Annotated in this window: 21 protein-coding genes and 1 tRNA gene; 10 read left to right on the top strand and 12 right to left on the bottom strand. The window is 56.8% G+C overall.

Annotation, left to right across the window (positions count from 1 at the left end):
• Window positions 1-93: 93 nt before the first annotated feature.
• From VL547_RS23750 to VL547_RS23735, 4 genes are read right to left on the bottom strand one after another with little or no spacing between them, the layout of a single operon-like run.
• Window positions 94-507, bottom strand: coding sequence for a hypothetical protein (locus VL547_RS23750; RefSeq protein ID WP_325582735.1), 414 nt, complete (start codon window positions 505-507; stop codon window positions 94-96).
• Window positions 508-514: 7 nt separating this feature from the next.
• Window positions 515-1,282 carry a triose-phosphate isomerase gene (gene tpiA, locus VL547_RS23745; RefSeq protein WP_325582733.1) on the bottom strand — a complete coding sequence of 256 codons (768 nt, stop codon included), beginning with the start codon at window positions 1,280-1,282 and terminating at the stop codon, window positions 515-517.
• Window positions 1,279-2,421 (bottom strand): putative sugar nucleotidyl transferase, encoded by a 1,143-nt coding sequence (locus VL547_RS23740; protein ID WP_325582731.1) that lies wholly within the window; start codon window positions 2,419-2,421, stop codon window positions 1,279-1,281. Before VL547_RS23740 ends, tpiA begins: the two co-directional genes overlap by 4 nt.
• A 9-nt stretch (window positions 2,422-2,430) precedes the next feature.
• On the bottom strand, window positions 2,431-2,898 hold the full coding sequence (locus tag VL547_RS23735) for a response regulator (RefSeq protein WP_325582729.1): 468 nt from the start codon (window positions 2,896-2,898) through the stop codon (window positions 2,431-2,433).
• Between the two features lie 321 nt (window positions 2,899-3,219).
• Between VL547_RS23735 and VL547_RS23730 the strand changes: the two genes are divergently transcribed.
• Genes VL547_RS23730 through VL547_RS23705 form a run of 6 tightly spaced genes read left to right on the top strand, consistent with a single transcriptional unit; the run spans window position 3,220 to window position 8,531 of the window.
• Window positions 3,220-3,792 carry a hypothetical protein gene (locus VL547_RS23730; RefSeq protein WP_325582727.1) on the top strand — a complete coding sequence of 191 codons (573 nt, stop codon included), beginning with the start codon at window positions 3,220-3,222 and terminating at the stop codon, window positions 3,790-3,792.
• Window positions 3,773-5,917: a sensor histidine kinase gene (locus VL547_RS23725; protein ID WP_325582725.1), complete on the top strand. Its 2,145-nt coding sequence runs from the start codon at window positions 3,773-3,775 to the stop codon at window positions 5,915-5,917. The genes VL547_RS23730 and VL547_RS23725 overlap by 20 nt, the downstream gene beginning before the upstream one ends.
• Before the next feature lie 4 nt (window positions 5,918-5,921).
• Window positions 5,922-7,010, top strand: a complete 1,089-nt coding sequence (locus tag VL547_RS23720; protein ID WP_325582723.1) for a hybrid sensor histidine kinase/response regulator — start codon at window positions 5,922-5,924, stop codon at window positions 7,008-7,010.
• Window positions 7,000-7,407: a response regulator gene (locus VL547_RS23715; protein WP_325582721.1), complete on the top strand. Its 408-nt coding sequence runs from the start codon at window positions 7,000-7,002 to the stop codon at window positions 7,405-7,407. The genes VL547_RS23720 and VL547_RS23715 overlap by 11 nt, the downstream gene beginning before the upstream one ends.
• On the top strand, window positions 7,404-7,934 hold the full coding sequence (locus VL547_RS23710) for a hypothetical protein (protein WP_325582719.1): 531 nt from the start codon (window positions 7,404-7,406) through the stop codon (window positions 7,932-7,934). The genes VL547_RS23715 and VL547_RS23710 overlap by 4 nt, the downstream gene beginning before the upstream one ends.
• Window positions 7,935-7,973: 39 nt before the next feature.
• Entirely contained in the window at window positions 7,974-8,531 is a 558-nt protein-coding gene (locus VL547_RS23705) for a hypothetical protein (RefSeq protein WP_325582717.1), read from the top strand.
• Between the two features lie 340 nt (window positions 8,532-8,871).
• Here the strand turns inward: VL547_RS23705 and VL547_RS23700 are convergent, their stop codons facing one another.
• Window positions 8,872-9,126 carry a type B 50S ribosomal protein L31 gene (locus VL547_RS23700; protein ID WP_325582715.1) on the bottom strand — a complete coding sequence of 85 codons (255 nt, stop codon included), beginning with the start codon at window positions 9,124-9,126 and terminating at the stop codon, window positions 8,872-8,874.
• Between the two features lie 199 nt (window positions 9,127-9,325).
• Complete coding sequence (locus VL547_RS23695) at window positions 9,326-9,817, bottom strand: YajQ family cyclic di-GMP-binding protein (RefSeq protein WP_325582713.1); 492 nt, start codon at window positions 9,815-9,817, stop codon at window positions 9,326-9,328.
• 143 nt (window positions 9,818-9,960) lie between these two features.
• Here VL547_RS23695 and VL547_RS23690 point away from each other — a divergent pair, with 143 nt between their 5' ends.
• On the top strand, window positions 9,961-10,662 hold the full coding sequence (locus VL547_RS23690; protein ID WP_325582711.1) for a hypothetical protein: 702 nt from the start codon (window positions 9,961-9,963) through the stop codon (window positions 10,660-10,662).
• Window positions 10,663-10,757: 95 nt separating this feature from the next.
• On the opposite strand, the gene VL547_RS23685 is transcribed toward VL547_RS23690, so the two are convergent.
• From VL547_RS23685 to VL547_RS23675, 3 genes are all read right to left on the bottom strand, one after another.
• Window positions 10,758-13,196: a TonB-dependent receptor domain-containing protein gene (locus tag VL547_RS23685; protein ID WP_325582708.1), complete on the bottom strand. Its 2,439-nt coding sequence runs from the start codon at window positions 13,194-13,196 to the stop codon at window positions 10,758-10,760.
• A 255-nt stretch (window positions 13,197-13,451) separates the two neighbouring features.
• Complete coding sequence (locus VL547_RS23680) at window positions 13,452-14,738, bottom strand: prolipoprotein diacylglyceryl transferase (RefSeq protein ID WP_325582706.1); 1,287 nt, start codon at window positions 14,736-14,738, stop codon at window positions 13,452-13,454.
• A gap of 105 nt (window positions 14,739-14,843) precedes the next feature.
• Window positions 14,844-15,257: a BrxA/BrxB family bacilliredoxin gene (locus tag VL547_RS23675; protein ID WP_325582704.1), complete on the bottom strand. Its 414-nt coding sequence runs from the start codon at window positions 15,255-15,257 to the stop codon at window positions 14,844-14,846.
• A gap of 156 nt (window positions 15,258-15,413) precedes the next feature.
• Between VL547_RS23675 and VL547_RS23670 the strand changes: the two genes are divergently transcribed.
• A complete protein-coding gene (locus VL547_RS23670; protein WP_325582702.1) occupies window positions 15,414-15,824 on the top strand; it encodes an Hsp20/alpha crystallin family protein in 411 nt (136 codons plus the stop codon).
• Window positions 15,825-15,921: 97 nt separating this feature from the next.
• On the opposite strand, the gene VL547_RS23665 is transcribed toward VL547_RS23670, so the two are convergent.
• Window positions 15,922-15,997 (bottom strand) — tRNA-His (locus VL547_RS23665).
• Between the two features lie 71 nt (window positions 15,998-16,068).
• Here VL547_RS23665 and VL547_RS23660 point away from each other — a divergent pair.
• Both VL547_RS23660 and VL547_RS23655 read left to right on the top strand, forming a co-directional pair.
• The gene (locus VL547_RS23660) at window positions 16,069-16,488 is read left to right on the top strand and encodes a hypothetical protein (RefSeq protein ID WP_325582700.1); all 420 of its coding nucleotides are present in this window, start codon (window positions 16,069-16,071) and stop codon (window positions 16,486-16,488) included.
• Window positions 16,489-16,573: 85 nt separating this feature from the next.
• Window positions 16,574-19,273 carry a TonB-dependent receptor domain-containing protein gene (locus VL547_RS23655; protein WP_325582698.1) on the top strand — a complete coding sequence of 900 codons (2,700 nt, stop codon included), beginning with the start codon at window positions 16,574-16,576 and terminating at the stop codon, window positions 19,271-19,273.
• A 72-nt stretch (window positions 19,274-19,345) separates the two neighbouring features.
• Here the strand turns inward: VL547_RS23655 and VL547_RS23650 are convergent, their stop codons facing one another.
• Together VL547_RS23650 and VL547_RS23645 are read right to left on the bottom strand one after the other, a co-directional pair.
• Window positions 19,346-20,050, bottom strand: a complete 705-nt coding sequence (locus VL547_RS23650; protein WP_325582696.1) for a hypothetical protein — start codon at window positions 20,048-20,050, stop codon at window positions 19,346-19,348.
• Window positions 20,050-20,263: protein-L-isoaspartate O-methyltransferase family protein (locus VL547_RS23645; RefSeq protein ID WP_414648378.1), on the bottom strand; the 214-nt coding region annotated here is incomplete at its 5' end. The genes VL547_RS23650 and VL547_RS23645, both read right to left, overlap by 1 nt.

Raw genomic sequence — 20,263 nt, 5'->3', positions numbered from 1 at the left:
TGAGGTCTGCCGCTGTTTTGATGGCCATCAAAGCAGCGGCAGACCTCAAGGCCACCTCCCCGCCGGTGCCTCAAAGCACGCTTCACGGGGAGTTCACATGGGCCGCAGCGACAGGAAGTCCTTCCGCTTGATGTAGTAAAGAAAAAGGATGTACAGCACGGGCGCGAAGCTGAGGACGCCGAAAATCCACCAGCGGGTTACGAGCCCCAGCAGGAAGAAGAACAGCGTCAGCGTGAGCCCGGCGATGACCTGGCCGTCGTCCATGCCGCATTCGATGCGGAAATAGTAGGTGTTGAGGTGGTTGTATACGAGCTCCAGCGGGCGCGATATGTGGAAGCCGTCGGTGACGACGAGCACGGGGTTGTTGTGGTCGACGTCGATGACCAGCTTGACGCCGGTCTCCAGTGGGTAGATATCCTTACCATCCAGGATGATCCGGATCTTCGAGACCCGCAACAGGAGCTGCGGTTTCTTGACGATGACGATATGATAGGTCTTCGGGGCCACGGGGCGGCTACTTGAGCGCGCGGATGATGGACTCGAATTCGCCGGCAACCAGGCTGGCGCCACCGACCAGGCCGCCGTCCACGTCGGGGCAGGCGAAGATTTCCGCCGCGTTGGCCGCTTTGACGCTGCCGCCGTAGAGGATGGGGAGGTGATCGGCCACGGAGGCGCCGTATTTTTTGGCAAAAACCGAGCGCAGGAAGGCGTGCATTTCCTGGGCCTGCTGGGCGGTCGCGGTTTTACCGGTGCCGATGGCCCAGATGGGTTCGTAGGCGATGACGATCCGCTTCAGCTGGGCTTCTTCCAGGTGGAAAAGGCTGTGCTCGACCTGTTTGGCGACAAAGGCGTTCTGGGTGCCGGCTTCGCGGATGCTCAGGGGCTCGCCGCAGCAGAAGATGGGCGTCAGCTCGTGGACGAGGGCCATGTCCACCTTTTTGGCCAGGACCTGGTCGGTTTCCCCGAAGTATTCGCGGCGTTCGGAGTGGCCGAGGATGACGTGGGTCACGCCCAGGGACTGGAGCATCTGGGCGGAGGTTTCGCCGGTGTAGGCGCCGGAGGCTTCGGAATAGGCGTTTTGGGAGCTGATATGGAAGTGGGTGCGGCCGGAAGCCTTGAGCTTCGCCAGGGCCGGCACCAGGTAAGGCGCGGGAACGGCAAAGACCACGTCCTGGTGGGCGTTGGGCGTCCAGTCGATGGCCAGGAGACGGTCGAGCAGGCTTTCTGCTTGTCCCAGCGTCAGGTTCATTTTCCAATTGGCGGCGGCGATCTGCTTTCTCATATGCGCGCAAAAATAGGGGCTAAAATTTGTATTTCTTCATGTGTCAGGCGACGGCCCTTCAGTTTTTTCCAGTTGTCGATGTCCCGGAGCGCCTTGTCCCAGTCATACCGCTGGCCGTCCATGCCCCAGCTGAAGTCGGGGAGGTACCCTCCGCAAACCCCGCCGCCAAAGACATTGCAGCAGACGCCGACCACGGCGCCGGTGTTAAAAGCGGTCTGGATGGCACAGCGCGAATAGTCGCCCATAAAGAGCCCGGCCTTCTGCCCCGCCACCTCCGCCCTGCCCTTCCCGGGGTTCCAGACCTTCACCGGCTGGGCGTTGTTGCGGACGTTGGAGCACGACGTGCCACCGCCGAGGTTGCACCACTCCCCGATCAGCGAGTCGCCGAGATAGCCGTCGTGGTTCTTGTTGCTGTACCCCGTCATGATAACGTTCTTCACTTCACCCCCCGCGCCGCAATAGGGTCCCAGGGTCGTGGCACCGTATACCTTGGCGCCCATCTTCAGGGTCGAGCCTTCGCAGAGCGCGATAGGGCCGCGCAGCAGCGACCCGTCCATGACCTCCGCGCCCGGTCCTATATAAATGGGCCCCGTCGACGCGTTCAACACCGAGAAGTGCGCCTTGGCGCCTTCCTCCAGGAATATGTCCGCGGCGTTGACCGTTTGATTCCCTTCAGGAATAGGTTGTGAGATACGCCCTGCCGTTAGTAGGGCGAAGTCGATGCGCAGGTATTTGTCGTTCCACAGGACGAGTTCCCAAGGATACCTAAGGACGTCGCCCGGTCCGAGTGCGCGGCGCTTCGGTTGGTCGTCACCGTGGTAACGGGCGATGAGGGTGTCGCCGGCGAAGATCGCCTCGCCGCGCGGTAGCGCTCCTATCTGCGGCCACACGGCAGGGTCGGGCATTAGTGCGGCGTTGAGCAAGAGCGTGCCGGGGGCGGGAGCGGCGGCATTGCCGGGCGGCGCGCCGTTTTGCGGAGCGGCGATGGGCTCCGTAGAAATACGAAGCGATTCCCCGATGATCATGCGCCAGCTTTCTCCGATCGTCATGATGCCTTTACGGAGTGAACTTACGGGGCGGGTTAGCGTAAAAGGAAAGAGGTCATCCCGGTGGGATGGCTCGAAGAGGACCACTGACATGCCCTAAAGCTATGACAAAAGCTGCTGACGGAGCAAAAATTCCATCTTCTCGTTGTTGTCCATGAGCTGCTCGTTGAGCTCCTTTTGCTGCATCTTGAGCTCGTACAGCTGGTAGGCTTCGTCGAGGTGACGGATGATCTCTTCTTCGCTCCAGGGCTTGGTGCAGTAGCGGAAAACCTGGCCCAGGTTGATCGCGTCGATCACGGCCTGTATGTCCGCGTAGCCTGTGAGCAGGATGCGGACAGGATCGGGATATTCCTCGAGGATGGAGGAAAAGAATTCGATCCCCGTCATCTGAGGCATGCGCTGATCGGAGACAATGATGTGCACGGGCGTAACGGATAAAATCCGCCTGGCCTCGGCGGCGGAGTCGGCAGTGAGGATGTTAAACTGACGCCGGAAGGCCGCCTTAAAAGACAGCAAATTGTTCAGTTCATCATCCACATACAAAACAGTGGGCTTCACTTCGGTCGTCATCGTACTACCAAGTTATGAATTAGTTGTGCAAATTTACTTCGTACTTTGGTTAATGACTTACAAATGCGCGTATATTAGCAATTTAATTGTCATAACAGGTTTTTCTTTGCGGAAACTTCCCCCATCCAACAGGCAATTTCTAACTCGACGAACAATATGGTCACGGAAGTACGAATCAGGGCATTTAGGGCAGTTGATGAACCAGAAACCTGTCATCGATTTATCGAGGGACACAGAACAGTTTTAGGTAACCACGGGATAAACAAGGTTACATCCTCCAACGATGCATGGGCTGAATGGCCGTCTGTATTCGTAATCGTCGTGGAAAGCGAGGACGACGGACGTATGTTTGGTGGCGCCCGGGTCCACGCCGCCGACGGCGTTCATCCCCTACCGATAGAAAGTGCCGTGGGGGAATTGGATCCCAGCATTTACACGTTGGTATATAACAACCAGGCCAGGGGCACCGGTGAGCTGTGCGGCCTTTGGAACTCCATGGAGGTCGCGGGTATGGGCATCGGGGCTATATTCGCCTCCAGGGCGGCCCTGGCCATCGCGCCACAAATCGGCCTGACGACCATCTTCTCCCTTTGTTCACCGGTTACGGTCAAATTTTCGGAATGGCAAGGCGGCCGGATTATAAAAGATATCGGAAATAATGGTACCTTTTACTACCCCAAACACGACCTCTTGGCCACCGCCGTATTTGTAAACGATATGATCAACATGCCGGACACGGCAGCCCTGGAACGGGAACGGATCATGAACCTGCGGGATCAGCCCCGGCAGGTGGCCATGGAGCATTACCCTTTCCGGAAGGGCTCCGAAGCCATACAAATCCATTACGACCTCCTGGTCCAGAACGCCGATATCCATGAATTCAGGACTGCGTAGTTTCCTCTTTTCCCTCCTCGTTCTCGCAGGTACCACGGTAACCACCGCCGTCCGCGCGCAATCGGTGATCGACGTGGGTAGCAACAGCGACCTGCTCTCCATCGGTAAGGTGACCGAGGTCCTGGCGGACCAGGACCAGCGCTATAACGACACCACCATCCCCGGGGCCACCGGCTTCAAGGCGATCGGAAAGGACATCCCGGTCTTCCCCACGTCGCACATCAACCACTGGCTGCGGTTCACCGTCGCCAACCATACGGGGATGCCTACCCTGTTCGTCATCGCTCAGGCGCCCAACCTGCCGAAGATGACGCTTTACCGGTTGCAAGGCGGCCGCCTAACGGCGGTGTATATCGTCGGCAACACGTTCCCGTACGGCAGCCGGCCGGAAGACGCCGTGGACTTCATGGCCAGCCTCAAGCTCAACCGGGGCGACACCGCGACCTACTATATGCACATCGTCAGCGACCACCCGCTGGTGCTGCCGCTGATCGTGGGGACCCGGCAGACGACGGACCACTTTTCCGACACCAATATTTTTATCTTTGGCGCGTACTTCGGGATCCTGCTCGTCATCTTTTTCTACAACCTCTTTATCTACTTCTCGGTCAAGGACCGGAACTACCTGTACTACGTCATCTATGTTTTCTTTTTGGGGCTGGCGCAGCTGAGCTCGTCCGGTTTTGCGTTCAAATACGTCTGGCCGGATTCGCCGTGGCTCAACCGCTATATGGTGGTGATGTCCTCCAGCATCGTGTGTATCGTGGCGATACTCTTCGCCGTGTTTTTCCTGCAAATGCGCACGTACGCGCCAAAGCTGCGACCCATCAACATCTATTTCATCGTCACGTACACGGCGGCCATCGTCTTCAACCTCGCCGGCGTCAACAAGGTTAGTTATAATATATTGGACGTCAACGGGTTGCTCATGGCGGTATACGTGGTATCGGCGTCGGCCTATATCGCCCGGAAGGGCTTCAAGGCGGCCATCTTCTACCTGCTGGCCTGGTCGATCTTCATGGTCGGGCTGATCTTCTACGTCCTGAAGAACTACGGCATCCTGCCGTCCAACATCTTCAGCAATTATGCCCTGTATATCGGCTCCGCGCTGGAGGCGATCCTGCTGTCGATCGCGCTGGCGGATAAGATCAACGAGCTGACGCGGGAAAAGGAGCAATCGCAGGCCCGCGCGCTCGAAATCTCGCGCGAGAACGAACGCCTGGTCCGCGAGCAGAACGTCATCCTCGAAGCCAAGGTCCACGAGCGGACCACCGAGCTGGAGGGTACGTTGACGCACCTCAAGGAGGCCCAGTCGCAGCTGGTGGAATCGGAGAAGATGGCCAGCCTCGGTGTGCTCACCGCCGGTATCGCGCACGAGATCAACAACCCCATCAACTTCGTCAAGTCCAACATAAAACCGCTCCAGCTCGACATCCGGGACCTCTGGGAGATCATCGGGCAGTATGAGAAGCTCGACTATTCCACCGACGTGTCCGCCCAGGTCGACGAGATCAACGCCTACAAGCGGCAGATCGACCTGCCCTATATAAAGACCGAGATCGGCTCCCTCTTACAGGGGATCGAAGACGGGGCAACCCGGACCGCCGAGATCGTACGGGGGCTCCGCACGTTCAGCCGCCTCGACGAAACCGAGCTCAAAAAGGTCAGCCTGCACGAAGGGTTGGACTCCACCCTGGTCCTGCTGCGCAGCAGCATGCCCGGCAACGTCCAGGTGGTCCGGAACTACGAGACCGTCCCCGCCATCGAGTGTTTTCCCGGCAAGCTCAACCAGGTCTTCATGAACATCATGAGCAACGCGCTCTACGCGATGGACAAGAAGCGTTCGGGGCACACGGAGTACCTGACGGTGTCGACGTCGTTGTACGACCCGGCGCACGTGCTCATTCGGATAGCCGACACCGGAACCGGCATGCCCGAATCGGTCCGGGAGAAGATATTCGACCCGTTCTTCACGACCAAGGAGATCGGGGAAGGGACCGGTCTGGGCCTCTCCATAGTCTTCAGCATAATCGAGAAACATAAAGGAAAGATCGTCGTACATTCGACCCTGGGAGAGGGTACTGAATTCCAGATCATTCTGCCCATTGTTCATCCCGAAAATTAGCCGTATGAGCGACAACCGGATAAAAATATTATACCTCGATGATGAGATTAACAACCTCAATACCTTCAGGGCCAGTTTTCGGAGGAACTACGAAATCTATACCGCGCTCACGGTAACGGAAGCCCGCACACTCCTGGAAGAGGTCGCCGTGGAGGTCATCATCGCCGACCAGCGCATGCCCACTACGACGGGCGTGGAGTTCTTCAATTCGATCAAGGACAGGCACCCCGAGCCCATCCGCATCCTGCTCACGGGCTACACCGATGTGGAGGACATCATCGACTCGATCAACAAGGGCCAGATCTTCCGGTTTATCCGCAAGCCCTGGGAAGAATACGACATCGCCACCGCGATAGCCAACGCACACGACCTCTATACCGCGCGCAAACAGCTCCGCGAGAAGGTCGACGCGCTGGAGAAGGCCAACGAGGAGCTGAACCGCTTTATCTATAGCGCGAGCCACGACATGCGATCGCCGCTGGTGTCGGTACTGGGCATCATCAACCTCGCCAAGGCAGACGGGTCAATCACCGATCCCAACGGGTATGTGGACCTGATCGAAAGCTGTATCCTGCGGCTCGACGAATTCATCAAAAAGGTCATCGAGTACTACCGCAATTCGCGCATAGACGCGGACGTCGAGATCGTCGATTTTTCCCGGGTCATCGACGAGGCAATCGAGGCCAACCGCCACCGCAACAGCCAGGTCAGTTTTTCCGTGGACGTCAGGCAGGAGCACGTGTTCCGCGGGGACGCGTTCCGTTGCTCCATCATCCTCAACAACCTCATCTCCAATGCGATTAAATACCAGAAGTCGGACGAGCCCAACCCCAAGGTCCACCTAAAGGTCCGCACCTTCCCCCACAAGGCGGTCATCACCATCGAGGACAACGGTGTGGGTATTCTCGCCGCGCATTTGGGGGACATTTTCCGGATGTTTTTCCGGAGCAACCGGAACGACAACGCCGGCACGGGAATTGGCCTCTATATTGTGAAAGAGGCGTTGAATAAGATGGGCGGTACCATCGAGGTCGACTCCGCTCCCGGTCAGGGAACCAAATTCGAAATCATCCTGCCTAACCATGTCGAGTAACCGTGCCATCGTGCTGATTGATGATAATGAGGTGGATTTGTATCTGCACGAGCAACTTATACGGCATACGGGCGTGTTTTCGCCCGTGTGGTCCTTTCGCGGGCCCGCTGCCGCACTCGACTTCCTGGCGTCCCTGCCGTACTCCGAACCGTCAGCCACGTATTCCATCGTGCTGCTGGTGGATATAAAGATGCCCTCCATGGATGGGTTTTCCTTTATCGACCGGTTTGAAAAACTGCCGTTGACGCTCCGCCACCGCTGTTCCATCGTACTGCTGTCCGCCACCCTCATGGTGAGCGACACCATCCGGGCCGAAGCGCACCCGTCCGTAGCCTTCTTTATCGAGAAGCCGCTCACGGTGAGCGCGCTGCTGGAAGTGGCGGAGGGGCTGGCATGAGACGCGCACTACCCCTTTGCCTTTTATCAGGCCTGCTGTCCGGCCTTTTACCGGCCTGCTCCAAGGGGCACCTGCCGACGCCTCCTCCGTCCTCGCTGTCATTCTACGCCGATGGCGTTTTAGTCCATTCCGGGTCTTTATTGGTCGACACCACCGCCTCCGTCGCGGGGCCTTACCGGCCGAACATCTGCGCGTTGTCCCGCGTGCTGCTGCCGGGGATGCGTGACTCCTGCGGGTTCGAGCTGTTCCTGTTCGGTTACCCCGGGACGTATGCCTCTTTTATGAGCGGGTCGTACTACGATACGTCCACGCTGTACACCCTTCGGCTCGCGTTCGTCCCCCTGACGACCGGTGGCTTTTCCGCCGTGAACGACTTCACCGTCAGGCGGTCGCTGGCGCACATCGGGTTCAATAACCGGTTGTATGTCACCGGGGTTTTCGAGGGGGCCGTCGCCGTTACATCCGGCGTCTACCCCGGCGGAGACAGCCTGATTATAAATAATGGATCGTTCGCATTTGTTTTCTAGGATTTATATATATATTTGTTTCACTTTAAAATCCGTATCATGAAATACCTCATCCTCGCAGGAATGGCCGTACTGATCATGGCTTCCTGCTCCAAGAAATCGTCTTCTCCTTCCACCACCACCACGCCCCAGGGCAACTCTCTTTCCTTCTCCATGAGCGGCCAGACGGTCAACATGCAGGACCTCACCGTCGACACCCTCCACGACCCGCTGCAGAATCACCCCGAAATCGAGATCTCCGGCAAGGCACTGCTCCCCGGCGTCCCCGATTCAGTATCGTTCCAGCTGTGGTTCTTTGGCGCCGCCAACACCACGGTCGCGTCCCTGAAAAACGATTTCACCCCGACCGACGCCAATAACATCGTTACGCTGGACTACCAGGCGATCAGCGGCCCCAATTTCTCACTGCAAGCCGAAGGCGCTCAACCCTTTACCGCCACCATTTCCACCAATACCGGCAGCGCCGTCACCGGAACCGTCACCGGTACGCTGGTCGTTGGCGTCTCTTCTTACGCCTCCGGTGCGGGCCTCCAGGCCGGCACTACCGTGGCGGTTACCAATGGGAAGTTTTCGCTGTCGTTCACGAGTCCGAACTAGACGCTTCGCGTATATCATTTACCCGCCGGACACTCCGGCCGACCCCGCCAAATCGCCGGCCGACCCTCGTCGACTGCCTTGGCGGGGATTTTTGCGCCCCTGCCGCGCCCTGCCAAGCCCTTGCCGCGCCCCAAATGGGCGCCGAAGGCCCAAGCGGGTCCGGGGCGCAGCCCCGAAAGGGGGAGTACCGAGGGGGCGAAGCCCCTTCGGTCGCGACGCATAGGATGTTTTTGGGCCGAGGCTTAAGTTTTAAAAACCCAAGCCTCGGCCCAAAAACGAAGTCCCCGCGAGGAATCGCGGGGACAAAAAGTATAGCCATGAAAAACAATAAGTACCGAAGTTACTTATTTTTTTCGTAACGTTTCTTAAATTTATCGATACGGCCTGCAGTGTCCACCAGAACGTTCTTTCCGGTATAGAAGGGATGGGAGGTGGAGGAAATATCCAGCTTGATAACCGGGTACTCGTTGCCGTCTTCCCATTTTACCATTTCCTTGTTGCCGGAAGCCGTAGAGCGGCCCAAAAAGGTGGTTCCGTTGGACATATCCTTGAACACTACAAAGCGATAGTTCTCGGGATGAAGTTTCTTCTGCATGATTTTCAATGTTTTGCGCTTGGATCAGCCAAGCAGATTGGATAAACGAGGGGCAAAGCTACCGACTTTTCCACAAATTTCCGAGAAAAATTCACGGCGCGGCGCGGCCGGAAAAATTCGCGGCGCGGCGCGCGGCGAGAATGCGAAAAGTTGACGACCGCCGCGGGATGCGAGCCCGGCCGGGCGGGATGCCCAAAAGCTACGCCTTCATATTCGTCATCTGCACCGGTATCCCCAGGTTCGCCGCCTTCACCGCCTGGAAGGCCGCCTGGAGGTCGTCGATCTTTTTGCCGGTGACGCGGACGATGTCGTCCATGATCTGGACCTGGACCTTAATACCGGAGTCCTTTATGGCCTTAACGACCTTTTTGGCGTCGTCCTGGGGGAGACCGTTACGGACGGGGACGGTCTGTTTGTATACTTTTCCGCTTTGGAAGGGTTCCTTGCTGAAATCGTAAATCTGCGGGTCGAGTCCTTGTTTCATGCTGCGGCTGATCAGGACATCCACGACCTGTTTGAGCTTCATGTCGCTGTCGACCTCGATGTTGAGGACGAGGTCCTTCTTATTCAGATCGAGCACCAGGTGAGAGCCTTTGAAGTCGAAACGGTTGGTGAGCTCTTTGCTTGCCGTGTTTACGGCGTTGTCCACAGTCTGGGGGTCCGCCTTGCTGGCAATATCAAATGAGGGCATACGTCAGGGTTTAAGGGGCAAAAGTAAAAAAAAGGGCCCTAATAAGGACCCTTTAAAATCGTTACCCGGAAGCATATCCAGTAAACTGGACAGCGGCAGCCTGGAATTCCTCCACAAATATACGGAACAAAATATATTTTTGCGTGTTGTTTTTTCTGCCAACAGTAGAAAATATGTTATATACTGATTTTGAGGATATTGTGTCTCAACAAAGAATGGCGAGATACCTTATTGCATGCGCTGACGATAAACGGAGGGCAATAACGTTGTACCGGGCCAACATACGCCTTTCTAATGAATTGTTTTCCATTCTCTGCATGTTTGAGGTGGCTATACGAAATAGCATCGACAAGCATCATAAAAATAAATGGGGCGCCAACTGGTTATTTGATGCAACCCAAGTACGAGGCGGTTTTTTGCGGTCTGCAGGCTGCGAACGATCACTGGAAAACGTTCAAAAGGTCATTGCCAAACTGGGAGCATCCTATAGCCACGATAGAGCAGTTACAGGGCTGATGTTTGGTTTCTGGACTTCCCAATTCGCAACCAAAGAGTTTGCCGCGGCAGGTAGCAGCCTCCTAAACATATTACCGGCAAGGCCTTTCGGAACGAATCAAACCAAGGTCTTTAAGAAATTAACAAGCATCAATCACATCAGGAACCGGATTGCGCATCATGAACCTATTTGTTTCACTGCTCCCACCGTTATATCCACTGTTTATGCAGAACAGCAGTATAACCAAATCATAGAGGTCCTGCAATGGCTGGGGATTAATCCGACATCATTTTTATTTGGCATTGATGGATTCCTGCGGAAAAAGGAACTCGTGGATAGACTGACGTAGAGGTCTGTGGAGAGCGACGTCGGCGCGCAAAGAAAAAAGGGGGCGCCATCTGGCGACCCCGGATATGTTATATTCATGGCTGTCAAAACGGACCTCTAGTGCTTCACGCGCGAGCTCTCCTCGTCCGCGCTGCTCGAAGCGCGGTGCTCGCGGACGACCTGTTGGTTCTTGCCGAAGCGGTAGGTGAACGCGACGTTGACGACGCGGTTGTCCCAGTGGTTGGTCAGGGCGACGTCGACGTTGCCGTAGCGGCTGTATCCGCTGAAGTGGGCGAGGTTGAAGGGGTCCTGGAGGTTGAGGCGGACGGTGCCGGCGGAACCGAGAACGGTCTTGGAGACGCCGAGGTTGATCGCCCCCATCGGGTTCGCGATGATCGTGCCGGAGACCTGCTTGCCCTGGAACCAGCCGTCGATCGACGCTTTCCAACCGTGCTTGAGCGTGAAGTTCTGGTTCATGTTACCGGTGAGCGTATAACCGAAGACTTCCAGCGGGTAGCCGTTGACGACGCCTTTGAAGTCGTTGTAGGCGAGGCTGGCGTAGACGTTGGGGCTCCACCATTTGGTCACAGGCATGCCGAAGTTGACGGCCAGGCCGATGTTTTCCTGGCGGGCCACGTTGCCTTGCTGTACAAAGGTGGTGTGGGTGGCGTCATCCTGGAGGAGGATCTGCTGGATGATGTCGGTTACCTGGGTATAGTTCAATGTGGTGGTGAGGACGCTGTGGAAGGTGTGGCTGAGCTCGATGTTGTTGGAGAACTGCGGTCTCAGGTACGGATTCCCTTCCTGGTAGGTGTAGGGGTCGAGGAAGTATTTGAAGGGGTTCAGGTCGTTGTAGTCGGGGCGCTGGATGCGGCGGCCGTAGTCCAGGACGAACTGGTTCTTGTCATTGAGCGTATACTGGATATACGCGGTGGGGAACAGCTGGGTGTAGTTCCGGTCGAAGGTCTGACCTGTGGTTTTGAGGTCGCCCTTGGAGTCGGTGGTTTCCAGGCGGAGACCGGTCTGGACGGTCCAGTGCTTGCTGATGACCTTGGAGACGCTGGCGTAGGCGGCGAAGATGCCTTCGGTATAAACGAAGTGGTTGGTCTTGGTGGTATCGACCAGCCATTTCCCGGTCACGAGGTTGTCGTATTCGGCGTCGTTGTCGGTGCGGACGGTGCTGCCTTTTAGACCGACTTCCAGCTTCCAGTCGTGCTTGAAGGGGTTTACATAGTCGATCTTCCCGGTGTAGATCCGGATGTTGCCGGGGGTGATGCCACGGAGGGTATCGACCGGGGGCAGCAGCACGCCGTCCGGTGTCGTATAGTTAGTCCGGTACATCTGGAAATTGCTCAGGTTGTACCCGATATAGTCGAGGTCGGCGGAGAGCTCCTTACCGGTGGAGTCGAAGGTGTGCTTGAAGTTGAGGTTGGCGCCCAGCTGCTGGAAGTTTTGCTTGACGTGTCCGGTGGTGACCGAAACGGAGTCGATGTTGCCCATGCCGTCTTCCATATTGGTCTTGTTCTGGCTGTCGAAATAACCGGGGTTGAAGTCGCCGGTGAAAACGACGCCCACCGTCGTCTTTTTGCTGACCGAATAGTCGGCGCCAACCTTGAAGCTTTGGTCGCTGTACTCGTTGTTCATGTCGGTATGCTGCGCAAAGATGGAATTGACCGGGCCGCCGATGGTGTCGCGGAACTTGCGGGTCAGGTCCAGCGTTTGCGGATGGCGGTTAAAGCTTTCGTTATAGCTGCCAAAGAAGTTGAACTTCCCGGTGCGGTAGTTCAGGTTGAGGCTGTTGTTGGTCTTGGGCCCCTTCCCTATCCCGGCGCCCACGGTGACGTTGCCGTTGAAGCCGCGGGCCTTGTTCTTTTTTGTCTTCAGGTTGATGACCCCGGCGTTCCCGGCAGCGTCGTACTTGGCGGGCGGGTTGGTCATGATCTCGATCTGCTCGAGCTCGGACGACGGCATGTTCTTGAGCAGGTTGGCCAGGTCGGCGGAGGACAGATAGGTGGGCTTGCCATCCATCATCACCATCACGCCGGATTTTCCCTTGAGGCTGATGTTCCCGTCCTTGTCCACGGAGATACCGGGCGTTTTCTGGAGGACGTCCATCGCGGTCATGCCGGCGTTGGTCGGTGAGGCGTCGACGTTGACGACCATGCGGTCGATCTTCTGCTCGACAAGCGGCTTATTCGCGGTAATAGTGACTTCGGCGATCTTGGTGGCTTTAGCGGCGAGACGCAGGGCGGGCAGCGAAACAGGGTCGCCGGAGGCGGCGAAAACAGCCGAATATTGCCTGGTCATGCCTACCGCGGAAGCGGCCACCAGGTAGCGGCCACCGGCGATCCGGAAATGGAATGACCCATCGACCGCGGTCGACGTCCCCTTGACTTCGGAGGAGTCTTTGGCATTCAATATAATAACAGAGGCTTTCTCCATGGCTTTTCCGGTCTCGTCGAGGACGGAACCGTTGACGGTAGTGGTGTTTCCCCCCTGGCCTAAAGCCCTGGCAGTCAGTAATAAAGAGGAGAAAATGTAGATCATGGCTCTCATAAAACGTATTTAGTACTAGTTCTTAAAATGTTCAAGTCAAAGGTAGGTACTATGTCTTACATAGTACATGGTTTTGGACAAAAGGCGCCTTTTCGGTGACAACCGGAAATTTCCGCGGCGCGGATTACATCAAAGCCCTTGGATGTTGGTTGAAAAGGGCGCGTAAAGTGTTGCGCAGCCGTTATGGGACGCGCGAAAAGCCCGGAATGTTACAGCAACTTTCCGTGATTGGGAGGAATGGATCAGACTAGATAACTAGGCAGCCGCGGCCTTACGCGCGCCCAGGCGCTTCCAGTAGAACCACAGCGCGACGCCCGAGATTACCAGTGCCGCGGAGATCAGCTCCGCCTGGCTCGGGTGGATTCCAAATATATCATACTTGGTGTTGACGCGGATCGTCTCCACCAGGAAGCGCTCGATACCATTCATTATAAGGTAGATGGCAAAGAGGCCGCCGGCAAAGGGAATCGTTTTGCGGAGCGCGATAAGACCACCGAAGAGCAGTAAACAGGTCACGGTCTCGTAAAAGGGAGTGGGAAAAACGGGGATCGGCAGAAAACCGCAGTATTGCTCATTACAGCCGGGAAAATGGGCGCCTTCGCTGAGCACGTTGTGCGGATAGTTATAGGCAAACAGCCAGGTCGGCAGGTAAGAGGGAGCCACCACGCTTTTGTGGGGGACGTCGGCCAGCGTGCCGAACTGGGTGGTGTACTCGGCTGAATTGGCCTTGAGCGCGCCCGCGAACTGTGTAGGATCGCTGAGCTGAACGTGCCCCTGCGCGTCGGAGATATAGGCGCTGTTCAGGATGCCCCAGTCGCCGTCGCCCGCCACCTGGCAGCCGATACGGCCGAGGGCGTAGGCGAGCATCATCGTGGGCGCAAACGCGTCCAGCAGGTGCTTAAAACCTATGTTGTGCTTGCGGGCATACCGGTAGACCGCGATACCGGCCACGATCAACCCGCCGTAAAAGGTCAGCCCGCTAAAGGAAAGATAGCTCGCGGGGTCGTGTGTGAAGTCGTCCCAGTTCTCCAGGATGTGGAACACCTTGGCGCCGGCAAAACCAAAGATCACGGCGATGATGACGATGTCCCCCACCCTGTCGTGCGGGTAGATGCGGACCTTGCGTTCTTCGGGCTTGGGCAGCACCTGTTTTTTGCGCTCGCGCCACTTGACAAAGGCCAGGAGGCCGCCGACGGCCAGACCGCCGATCCAGTTGCCCTGACCGGATAATATGTATTTCTGGGTATCCTCGAAAACCGAGGCGTCGATGGAAAAGAACCCGAACAGCTTATAGCCGAACAAAAAGCCGATCAGGAAGTTGATGATCAGCTCCGTCGGGGTGGCGGGCCGGCCGACCTCGATCATTTCTTCGGTGGGGTTGAGCAGCCCCGCTGCCTCCTTCCTTTTGAGCTCGCGGCTCAGCACCCACGCCCCGCCGATAAAGGCCAGGGCGACAAAGAAACCGAAGGTATTGGCCAGGCGTAAGATGGGCCATTCGACACCAAACCAGCTTTTCAGTAGGAAATAGAGATTGGGATACATGCTTTTGGACGAATTGGCTGCAAGTATAAAGAAAAAAATCGGGCCACGGGCTGGCATGAAAAAAGCGGGCATGACGCCCGCTTACCCATTATGAACAAAGCTAAACTAACAAAACTCCTCGAAAGCGGCAATCAGGTTGCCGGCGATGATCCGGGCAGGACGGCCCTCGATCTGGTGGCGCTCGATCATATGGACGAGCTTGCCGTCCTTAAAGAGCGCGATGGCCGGGGAAGACGGCGGGTAAGGCAGCAGGTGCTCCCGAACCTTCTGGACGGCTTCCATGTCAAACCCGGCAAAGGTGGTGGTCAGCTGGGTCGGTCGCTTGTCGCTGTTGGCCACGGCCATCAGGACGCCGGGACGGGCGGAGCCGGCGGAACAACCACAGACGGAATTGATCATGACCAGGGTGGTCCCGGTCTTAGCCAGGGACGTATCAACAGCGCTCGCGCTCAACAGCTCCTCGAATCCATGGTCGGTCAGCTCGGCCTTCATTGGATTCACTATTTCGGATGGATACATAATAAAATGAATTGCTTTTGCAACAAAGGTAGCAAAATTAGGACGAAATTTCCTAAAAAATGTCATCGTGACATGGTTGGTAGCCGAAAACAGACAGCCTGTCGGTTATTTTTGGCCTGGTACCGGATTTGATCTATCACCGCCAAAGCGTATTATATGACACTCGTGAAATTTAATAACCACCCCGTAGTAAAGCGTTTCTTCGACGAAGACGCCTTTAATGAAAGCTTTTTCACCGGTTTCCCCCCGGTAAATATCTATGACCACAAGGACCACTACGCCATCGAAGTAGCCGCTCCCGGTCGCGAAAAGAGCGATTTCAAGATCCAGGTAGACAGGAACATCCTGACCGTCTCCCAGGAAAAGAAGGAAAGCACCGAAACCGCCGGCGACATTCGCCAGGTACGCAAAGAATTTGGCCTCAAGACCTTCAAGAGGAGTTTTACGTTAGACGAGAAGATAGATGTAGAAGGGATCGTGGCTAAATACGAGAACGGTATCCTGAAACTCACCTTGCCCAAGAAAGAAGTGACGAAAGAAAGTAGCAAAGACATCACCGTTCTCTAAAGGATAGTGAAGAGTGATAGTAGTGTATTAAGCAAGAGTTGGTTTTAGTTTTAATGACAAACCCTGTCTTTTCAGACAGGGTTTCCTTTTTCCTGGTGGGAGGCGAAAGGGTCTCGAACCCTCGGCCTTCAGTGCCACAAACTGACGCTCTAACCAACTGAGCTACCGCCTCCGTGTTTTCGGTCGGCAAAGATAATCAAATCTTTCGCGCGTTTCCAAAAACAATTTCATTTTCTTTGCGGCCATGATGGGACACCTATTCCTCCTACCCTTGTCGGGCGCCGCCGGGGGCGCGATCGTAGCGCCGCTGGCCCTGCGCTTCTTCGCTACGCCGGCAAAAGTACGACGCGCCGCAAAAGCCCTGACCCCGGGCATCCTCCCGCTGGCCGACACCCACGTTGACGACTTTCTCCGCAACAAGCTGCCCAAAAAAATGCCGGTGATGAGCATGCTCGTCGGCGATAAAACCATCGCCCAGCTGAAGGCGGTATTTATGGAAGAGCTGCAAGACCTCCTCCCCGAATTCGCGGAGCGCTGCTCCGAAATGCTGAGCCGCCGGCTCATTTATAAAGCAGTGAGCGCGGGCGCAATAGCAGGTGCGTGCGTCGGCATTCTGCAGATGCTTTTATGGCTCCTCGTTGGTCCTTCCGGCCTCGCGAAATGACCGCCTGTACAGTTTGGGGAACTATGGTACAATTTTTCGGAGGTACCTTTGCCAAAAAGAATAGATGAGAATTTTAACGTCTTTGATGGCTTTCCTGATGCTGTCTTATACCGTCCAGGCGCAGGTGCGCGGCGGAGCGGGCGGCGCGGGGCGCCGGGCCGGACAAAATACCAACGTGGGGCACTTCTACGGACGGATTGTCGATGCAAAAACGAATAAAGGCGTGGATGGCGCTACGGTAGAGCTGCTCCGCAGCCGCTACGACAGCGTTTCACAAACACAAAAACAAGTAGTGGTACAGGGACAGACCACCAAAGCCAACGGGGACTTTAGTTTTGAGGACCTGCCGGTATTCGGGAACTATACGCTCAAGGTCACGACCGTCAATTACAGCGAAACGGATATACCGGTAAAGTTCGATATAAAAGGCCTTGCGGGCGCGGCGCGTAACAACGCTGCGCAAAACGGCGACCAACAAGGCGGAGCGCCCGGTAATATGGACCAGATCCTCAGCGCCATCGACAAGGACCTGGGGAACATCAAGCTCAAAGGCAACGTCACCCAGCTGGCCGACGTCGTTATCAACGCGACGCCGCCTCCTTATAAAATGGGCGTGGACAAGAAGGTCTTTAACGTGGACAAAAGCATCGTCGCCACCGGCGGCATGGCGTCCGACGTGCTGAAGAACGTCCCCTCCGTGAACGTGGATATCGACGGGAACGTCACGCTCCGCAACCAGTCGCCGCAGATCTTTGTCGACGGCCGTCCCACGACGCTGACCATGGACGAGATCCCCGCGGACGCGATCGAAAGCATAGAAGTCATGACCAACCCCTCCTCCAAGTATGACGCATCCGGCGGCGGGGGCGGGATCATCAACATCGTCCTGAAGAAGAACCGGAAGGTCGGTTACAATGGCGACCTCCGCGGAGGTATCGATTCCCGCGGCAAGCTCAACGGGGGCGGCGACATCAACGTCCGCCAGGGCAAGTTCAACTTCTTTGTCAACGGGAACATCCGCCAGCGGAAGTCGGTCTCCACCGGCGAGCTCAACCAGACGAACCTGGACAGCGCCGGCCATAATATGTATTACACCCACCAGCCGAGCAACAACACCAGCACCGGCACCATGGGTTTCGGCCGCGCCGGCGTCGACTACTTCCTGAGCAACCGGAACACGATTTCCCTCGAGGGGCACTACTTCCACGGTACCTTCAACAACTTCGATACCTATAATTCGACCACGACGTACGACCCGGTTAATTACCCCGGGTACGCGGACAGCACCAGCTATTTCAGGCAGGACGCCGTCAACAAAAGCGTTTTCCAGAATATCGAGGGCGAAGTGAACTACAAGCACAACTTCCCCAAATCGGGTCACGAGCTGACCGCGGACTTTACGGCGCAGGGGAACAAGAACAACACCAACCAGACCGTCAACTCGTACATCTCGCATCCCGACGCCCCGATCAGCACCAGCCTGGACTACTTCTACCCCGAGAATATCTATTCCAACGGTATTTCGCACAACTACAACTTCCAGTCGGATTACGTCAACCCGTTCACCGAAAAAACCAAGCTGGAAGCCGGGGTGCGCGCAAACTTCCAGAACCAGTCGAGCGACAACCTCTACGAGCTGTCGTCCGACTCCGGGAAGACCTACTATCCCAATGCCGAGCTGAACAACAACTTCAAGTATAACCAGCAGATCTACGCCGCTTACGCCCAGTTCTCGAGCACGATCACCAAGAACCTGAGCTACCAGGCCGGTCTGCGGGGCGAGAGCTCGCAGTACTCGGGGACGTTGTATACCAATACGGGCAACCAGACGTACACGCACAACTTCCCGCTCAGCCTTTTCCCCAGCGCCTTCCTATCCTACAAGATCAACGACGGGCAGAGCCTCCAGGCCAACTATACGCGCCGGATCAACCGGCCCAATTTCTTCCAGCTGTCCCCGTACGTCAACCGCGCCGACTCCCTGGCGCTGTCGCAGGGTAACCCCGACCTCGCCCCCGAGTTCACCAGCTCCTACGAGATCAACTACCAGAACGACTATAAGGGCGGCGGCTTCCTGGCGACGGTGTACTATAAGCACACCACCAACCTGATCACCCGGAACGTGGTCCGCGAGGTACTCCCCGGCGACATCGACAGCAGCAACATCTATACCTACCAGAACGCCAGCTCCAGCGACGTCTACGGCCTCGACCTGACCAACCACTACAACATCACCAGGTGGCTCGACTTCATGGTCAACGTCATCCTGTACGACTCCAAGATCAACGCCGGCAACCTGGCCGGGCTTAGCAACGAAGACCAGTTCAGCTACTTCGGTAAGATCAACTTCAACATCAAGCTGCCCGCCAAATTCTCCATCCAGCTCAACGGCGACTACCAGTCGAAGACCATCGTCCCCCCGAACTCCGGTGGCGGCGGACGCTTTGGCGGTTTTGGCCAGCCCGTTTCGACCGCCAACGGTTATGTCAAACCCATCGGCGGCGTGGACATCGCGATCAAGAAGGACTTCTTCAAGAACAACGCAGGCTCGATCACCCTCAACATGCAGGACGTCTTCCGCACCCGTGTAAACGACGCGGTCTCCACGTCCCAGTACCTGGTGCTGGACTACTCGCGTCTGCGCGACCCGCAGTTCGTCCGCCTGACCTTCTCTTACAGGTTCGGTAAAATGGATATGAGCCTCTTCAAGAAGAAGAACATGAAGCAGGACCAGCAGGACAACGGCGGCGGCGACCAGGTTGGCGGAGGCGGCGGGACGCGCTAGCGCGCGGCACCCCGTTTTGGCGCAGCCTTAAGCGCACCATCACCCGCACGGATAATCTACGAATAACAAGGGCTAGGCCTCTTCCACCTGGGAGGGGCCTTCTCTTTTAATAACGGTGGGATAGCTTATTTTGACCTTATCACGGCCCAGCTCGGCGCAAAGTTCCGCGGCAATGATTTCCAGGTTCCGGAAGACCTCCTGCTTTTCCCGCCGGAGCCCGTCGACGCCGTTCAGGACCAACGCCATGGAGTCCTCCCCCAGCGACATGGCCTTTGTCCGCAACGCTTCCTTCAGGCCATCCCAGGCGACGGGCTCCAAGCCGACTACGTCGATGATGCGCTGAAGGAGCGTCGCGGCATCCGGCACTTTGTCGAAGAAGTGTCCGATGGGATAATGGTGGGAGGTGTGGGACTTTGTGACCGTCACGATCCTGATATCGAGCCGGTGGTAGCCCCGCCCCCCGATAGCAATCAATCCGCAAGCGCCCGGGTCGAAGCGGGCTTCGATCGCTTTCCAGTCCGCTGCCAGGGTATCGAAACGCAGCAATGGCTGGATGTCGTCCCAGATGTCCTTACGGGCAACGACCAGCCAACCCGAGTCGGTATGGAAGGCAAAGCGTGGGTCATCAATGCCCTCCACGGCCGGTATGATCTTCCCGGGCCCAAAGGACATGCCCATGGCGAAGGTGGTTCCTTCGAGCGTCCGGGCGTCCGCGAGGACATACCGTTGGCCGGGCTGTAGCTGGAGCGGTTCGCCGTGTAGGGAAATATTGGCCATTATCCTTGTTTTCCGGTGAGCATCGGCACGAACGAGAATTGCTCGAAGGCCTCCTCCGCAAAGGAGCCGTCAGCCTGTTTGGTCAGGCGGAGCATGCGCTGGGCGGCGCCCTCGTCCACGGGGATGACCATCACGCCGCCGGGCTTTAGCTGCTGTTTGAGCTTTTCCGGGATATAAGGCGCGGCCGCGGTGATAAGCACCTTGTCAAAGGGC

The organism is Dinghuibacter sp., assembly GCF_035492835.1.
Classification (GTDB): Bacteria; Bacteroidota; Bacteroidia; order Chitinophagales; family Chitinophagaceae; genus Dinghuibacter.
This window is presented reverse-complemented; position numbering and strand designations above follow the sequence as displayed.

What these genes read in the sequence shown, in the direction of transcription:
- tpiA (WP_325582733.1), bottom strand. Translation starts at nt 1,282, where the DNA reads ATGAGAAAGCAGATCGCCGCCGCCAATTGGAAAATGAACCTGACGCTG.
- VL547_RS23740 (WP_325582731.1), bottom strand. Translation starts at nt 2,421, where the DNA reads ATGTCAGTGGTCCTCTTCGAGCCATCCCACCGGGATGACCTCTTTCCT.
- VL547_RS23735 (WP_325582729.1), bottom strand. Translation starts at nt 2,898, where the DNA reads ATGACGACCGAAGTGAAGCCCACTGTTTTGTATGTGGATGATGAACTG.
- VL547_RS23725 (WP_325582725.1), top strand. Translation starts at nt 3,773, where the DNA reads ATGAATTCAGGACTGCGTAGTTTCCTCTTTTCCCTCCTCGTTCTCGCA.
- VL547_RS23720 (WP_325582723.1), top strand. Translation starts at nt 5,922, where the DNA reads ATGAGCGACAACCGGATAAAAATATTATACCTCGATGATGAGATTAAC.
- VL547_RS23715 (WP_325582721.1), top strand. Translation starts at nt 7,000, where the DNA reads ATGTCGAGTAACCGTGCCATCGTGCTGATTGATGATAATGAGGTGGAT.
- VL547_RS23710 (WP_325582719.1), top strand. Translation starts at nt 7,404, where the DNA reads ATGAGACGCGCACTACCCCTTTGCCTTTTATCAGGCCTGCTGTCCGGC.
- VL547_RS23705 (WP_325582717.1), top strand. Translation starts at nt 7,974, where the DNA reads ATGAAATACCTCATCCTCGCAGGAATGGCCGTACTGATCATGGCTTCC.
- VL547_RS23700 (WP_325582715.1), bottom strand. Translation starts at nt 9,126, where the DNA reads ATGCAGAAGAAACTTCATCCCGAGAACTATCGCTTTGTAGTGTTCAAG.
- VL547_RS23695 (WP_325582713.1), bottom strand. Translation starts at nt 9,817, where the DNA reads ATGCCCTCATTTGATATTGCCAGCAAGGCGGACCCCCAGACTGTGGAC.
- VL547_RS23685 (WP_325582708.1), bottom strand. Translation starts at nt 13,196, where the DNA reads ATGAGAGCCATGATCTACATTTTCTCCTCTTTATTACTGACTGCCAGG.
- VL547_RS23680 (WP_325582706.1), bottom strand. Translation starts at nt 14,738, where the DNA reads ATGTATCCCAATCTCTATTTCCTACTGAAAAGCTGGTTTGGTGTCGAA.
- VL547_RS23675 (WP_325582704.1), bottom strand. Translation starts at nt 15,257, where the DNA reads ATGTATCCATCCGAAATAGTGAATCCAATGAAGGCCGAGCTGACCGAC.
- VL547_RS23670 (WP_325582702.1), top strand. Translation starts at nt 15,414, where the DNA reads ATGACACTCGTGAAATTTAATAACCACCCCGTAGTAAAGCGTTTCTTC.
- VL547_RS23660 (WP_325582700.1), top strand. Translation starts at nt 16,069, where the DNA reads ATGATGGGACACCTATTCCTCCTACCCTTGTCGGGCGCCGCCGGGGGC.
- VL547_RS23655 (WP_325582698.1), top strand. Translation starts at nt 16,574, where the DNA reads ATGGCTTTCCTGATGCTGTCTTATACCGTCCAGGCGCAGGTGCGCGGC.
- VL547_RS23650 (WP_325582696.1), bottom strand. Translation starts at nt 20,050, where the DNA reads ATGGCCAATATTTCCCTACACGGCGAACCGCTCCAGCTACAGCCCGGC.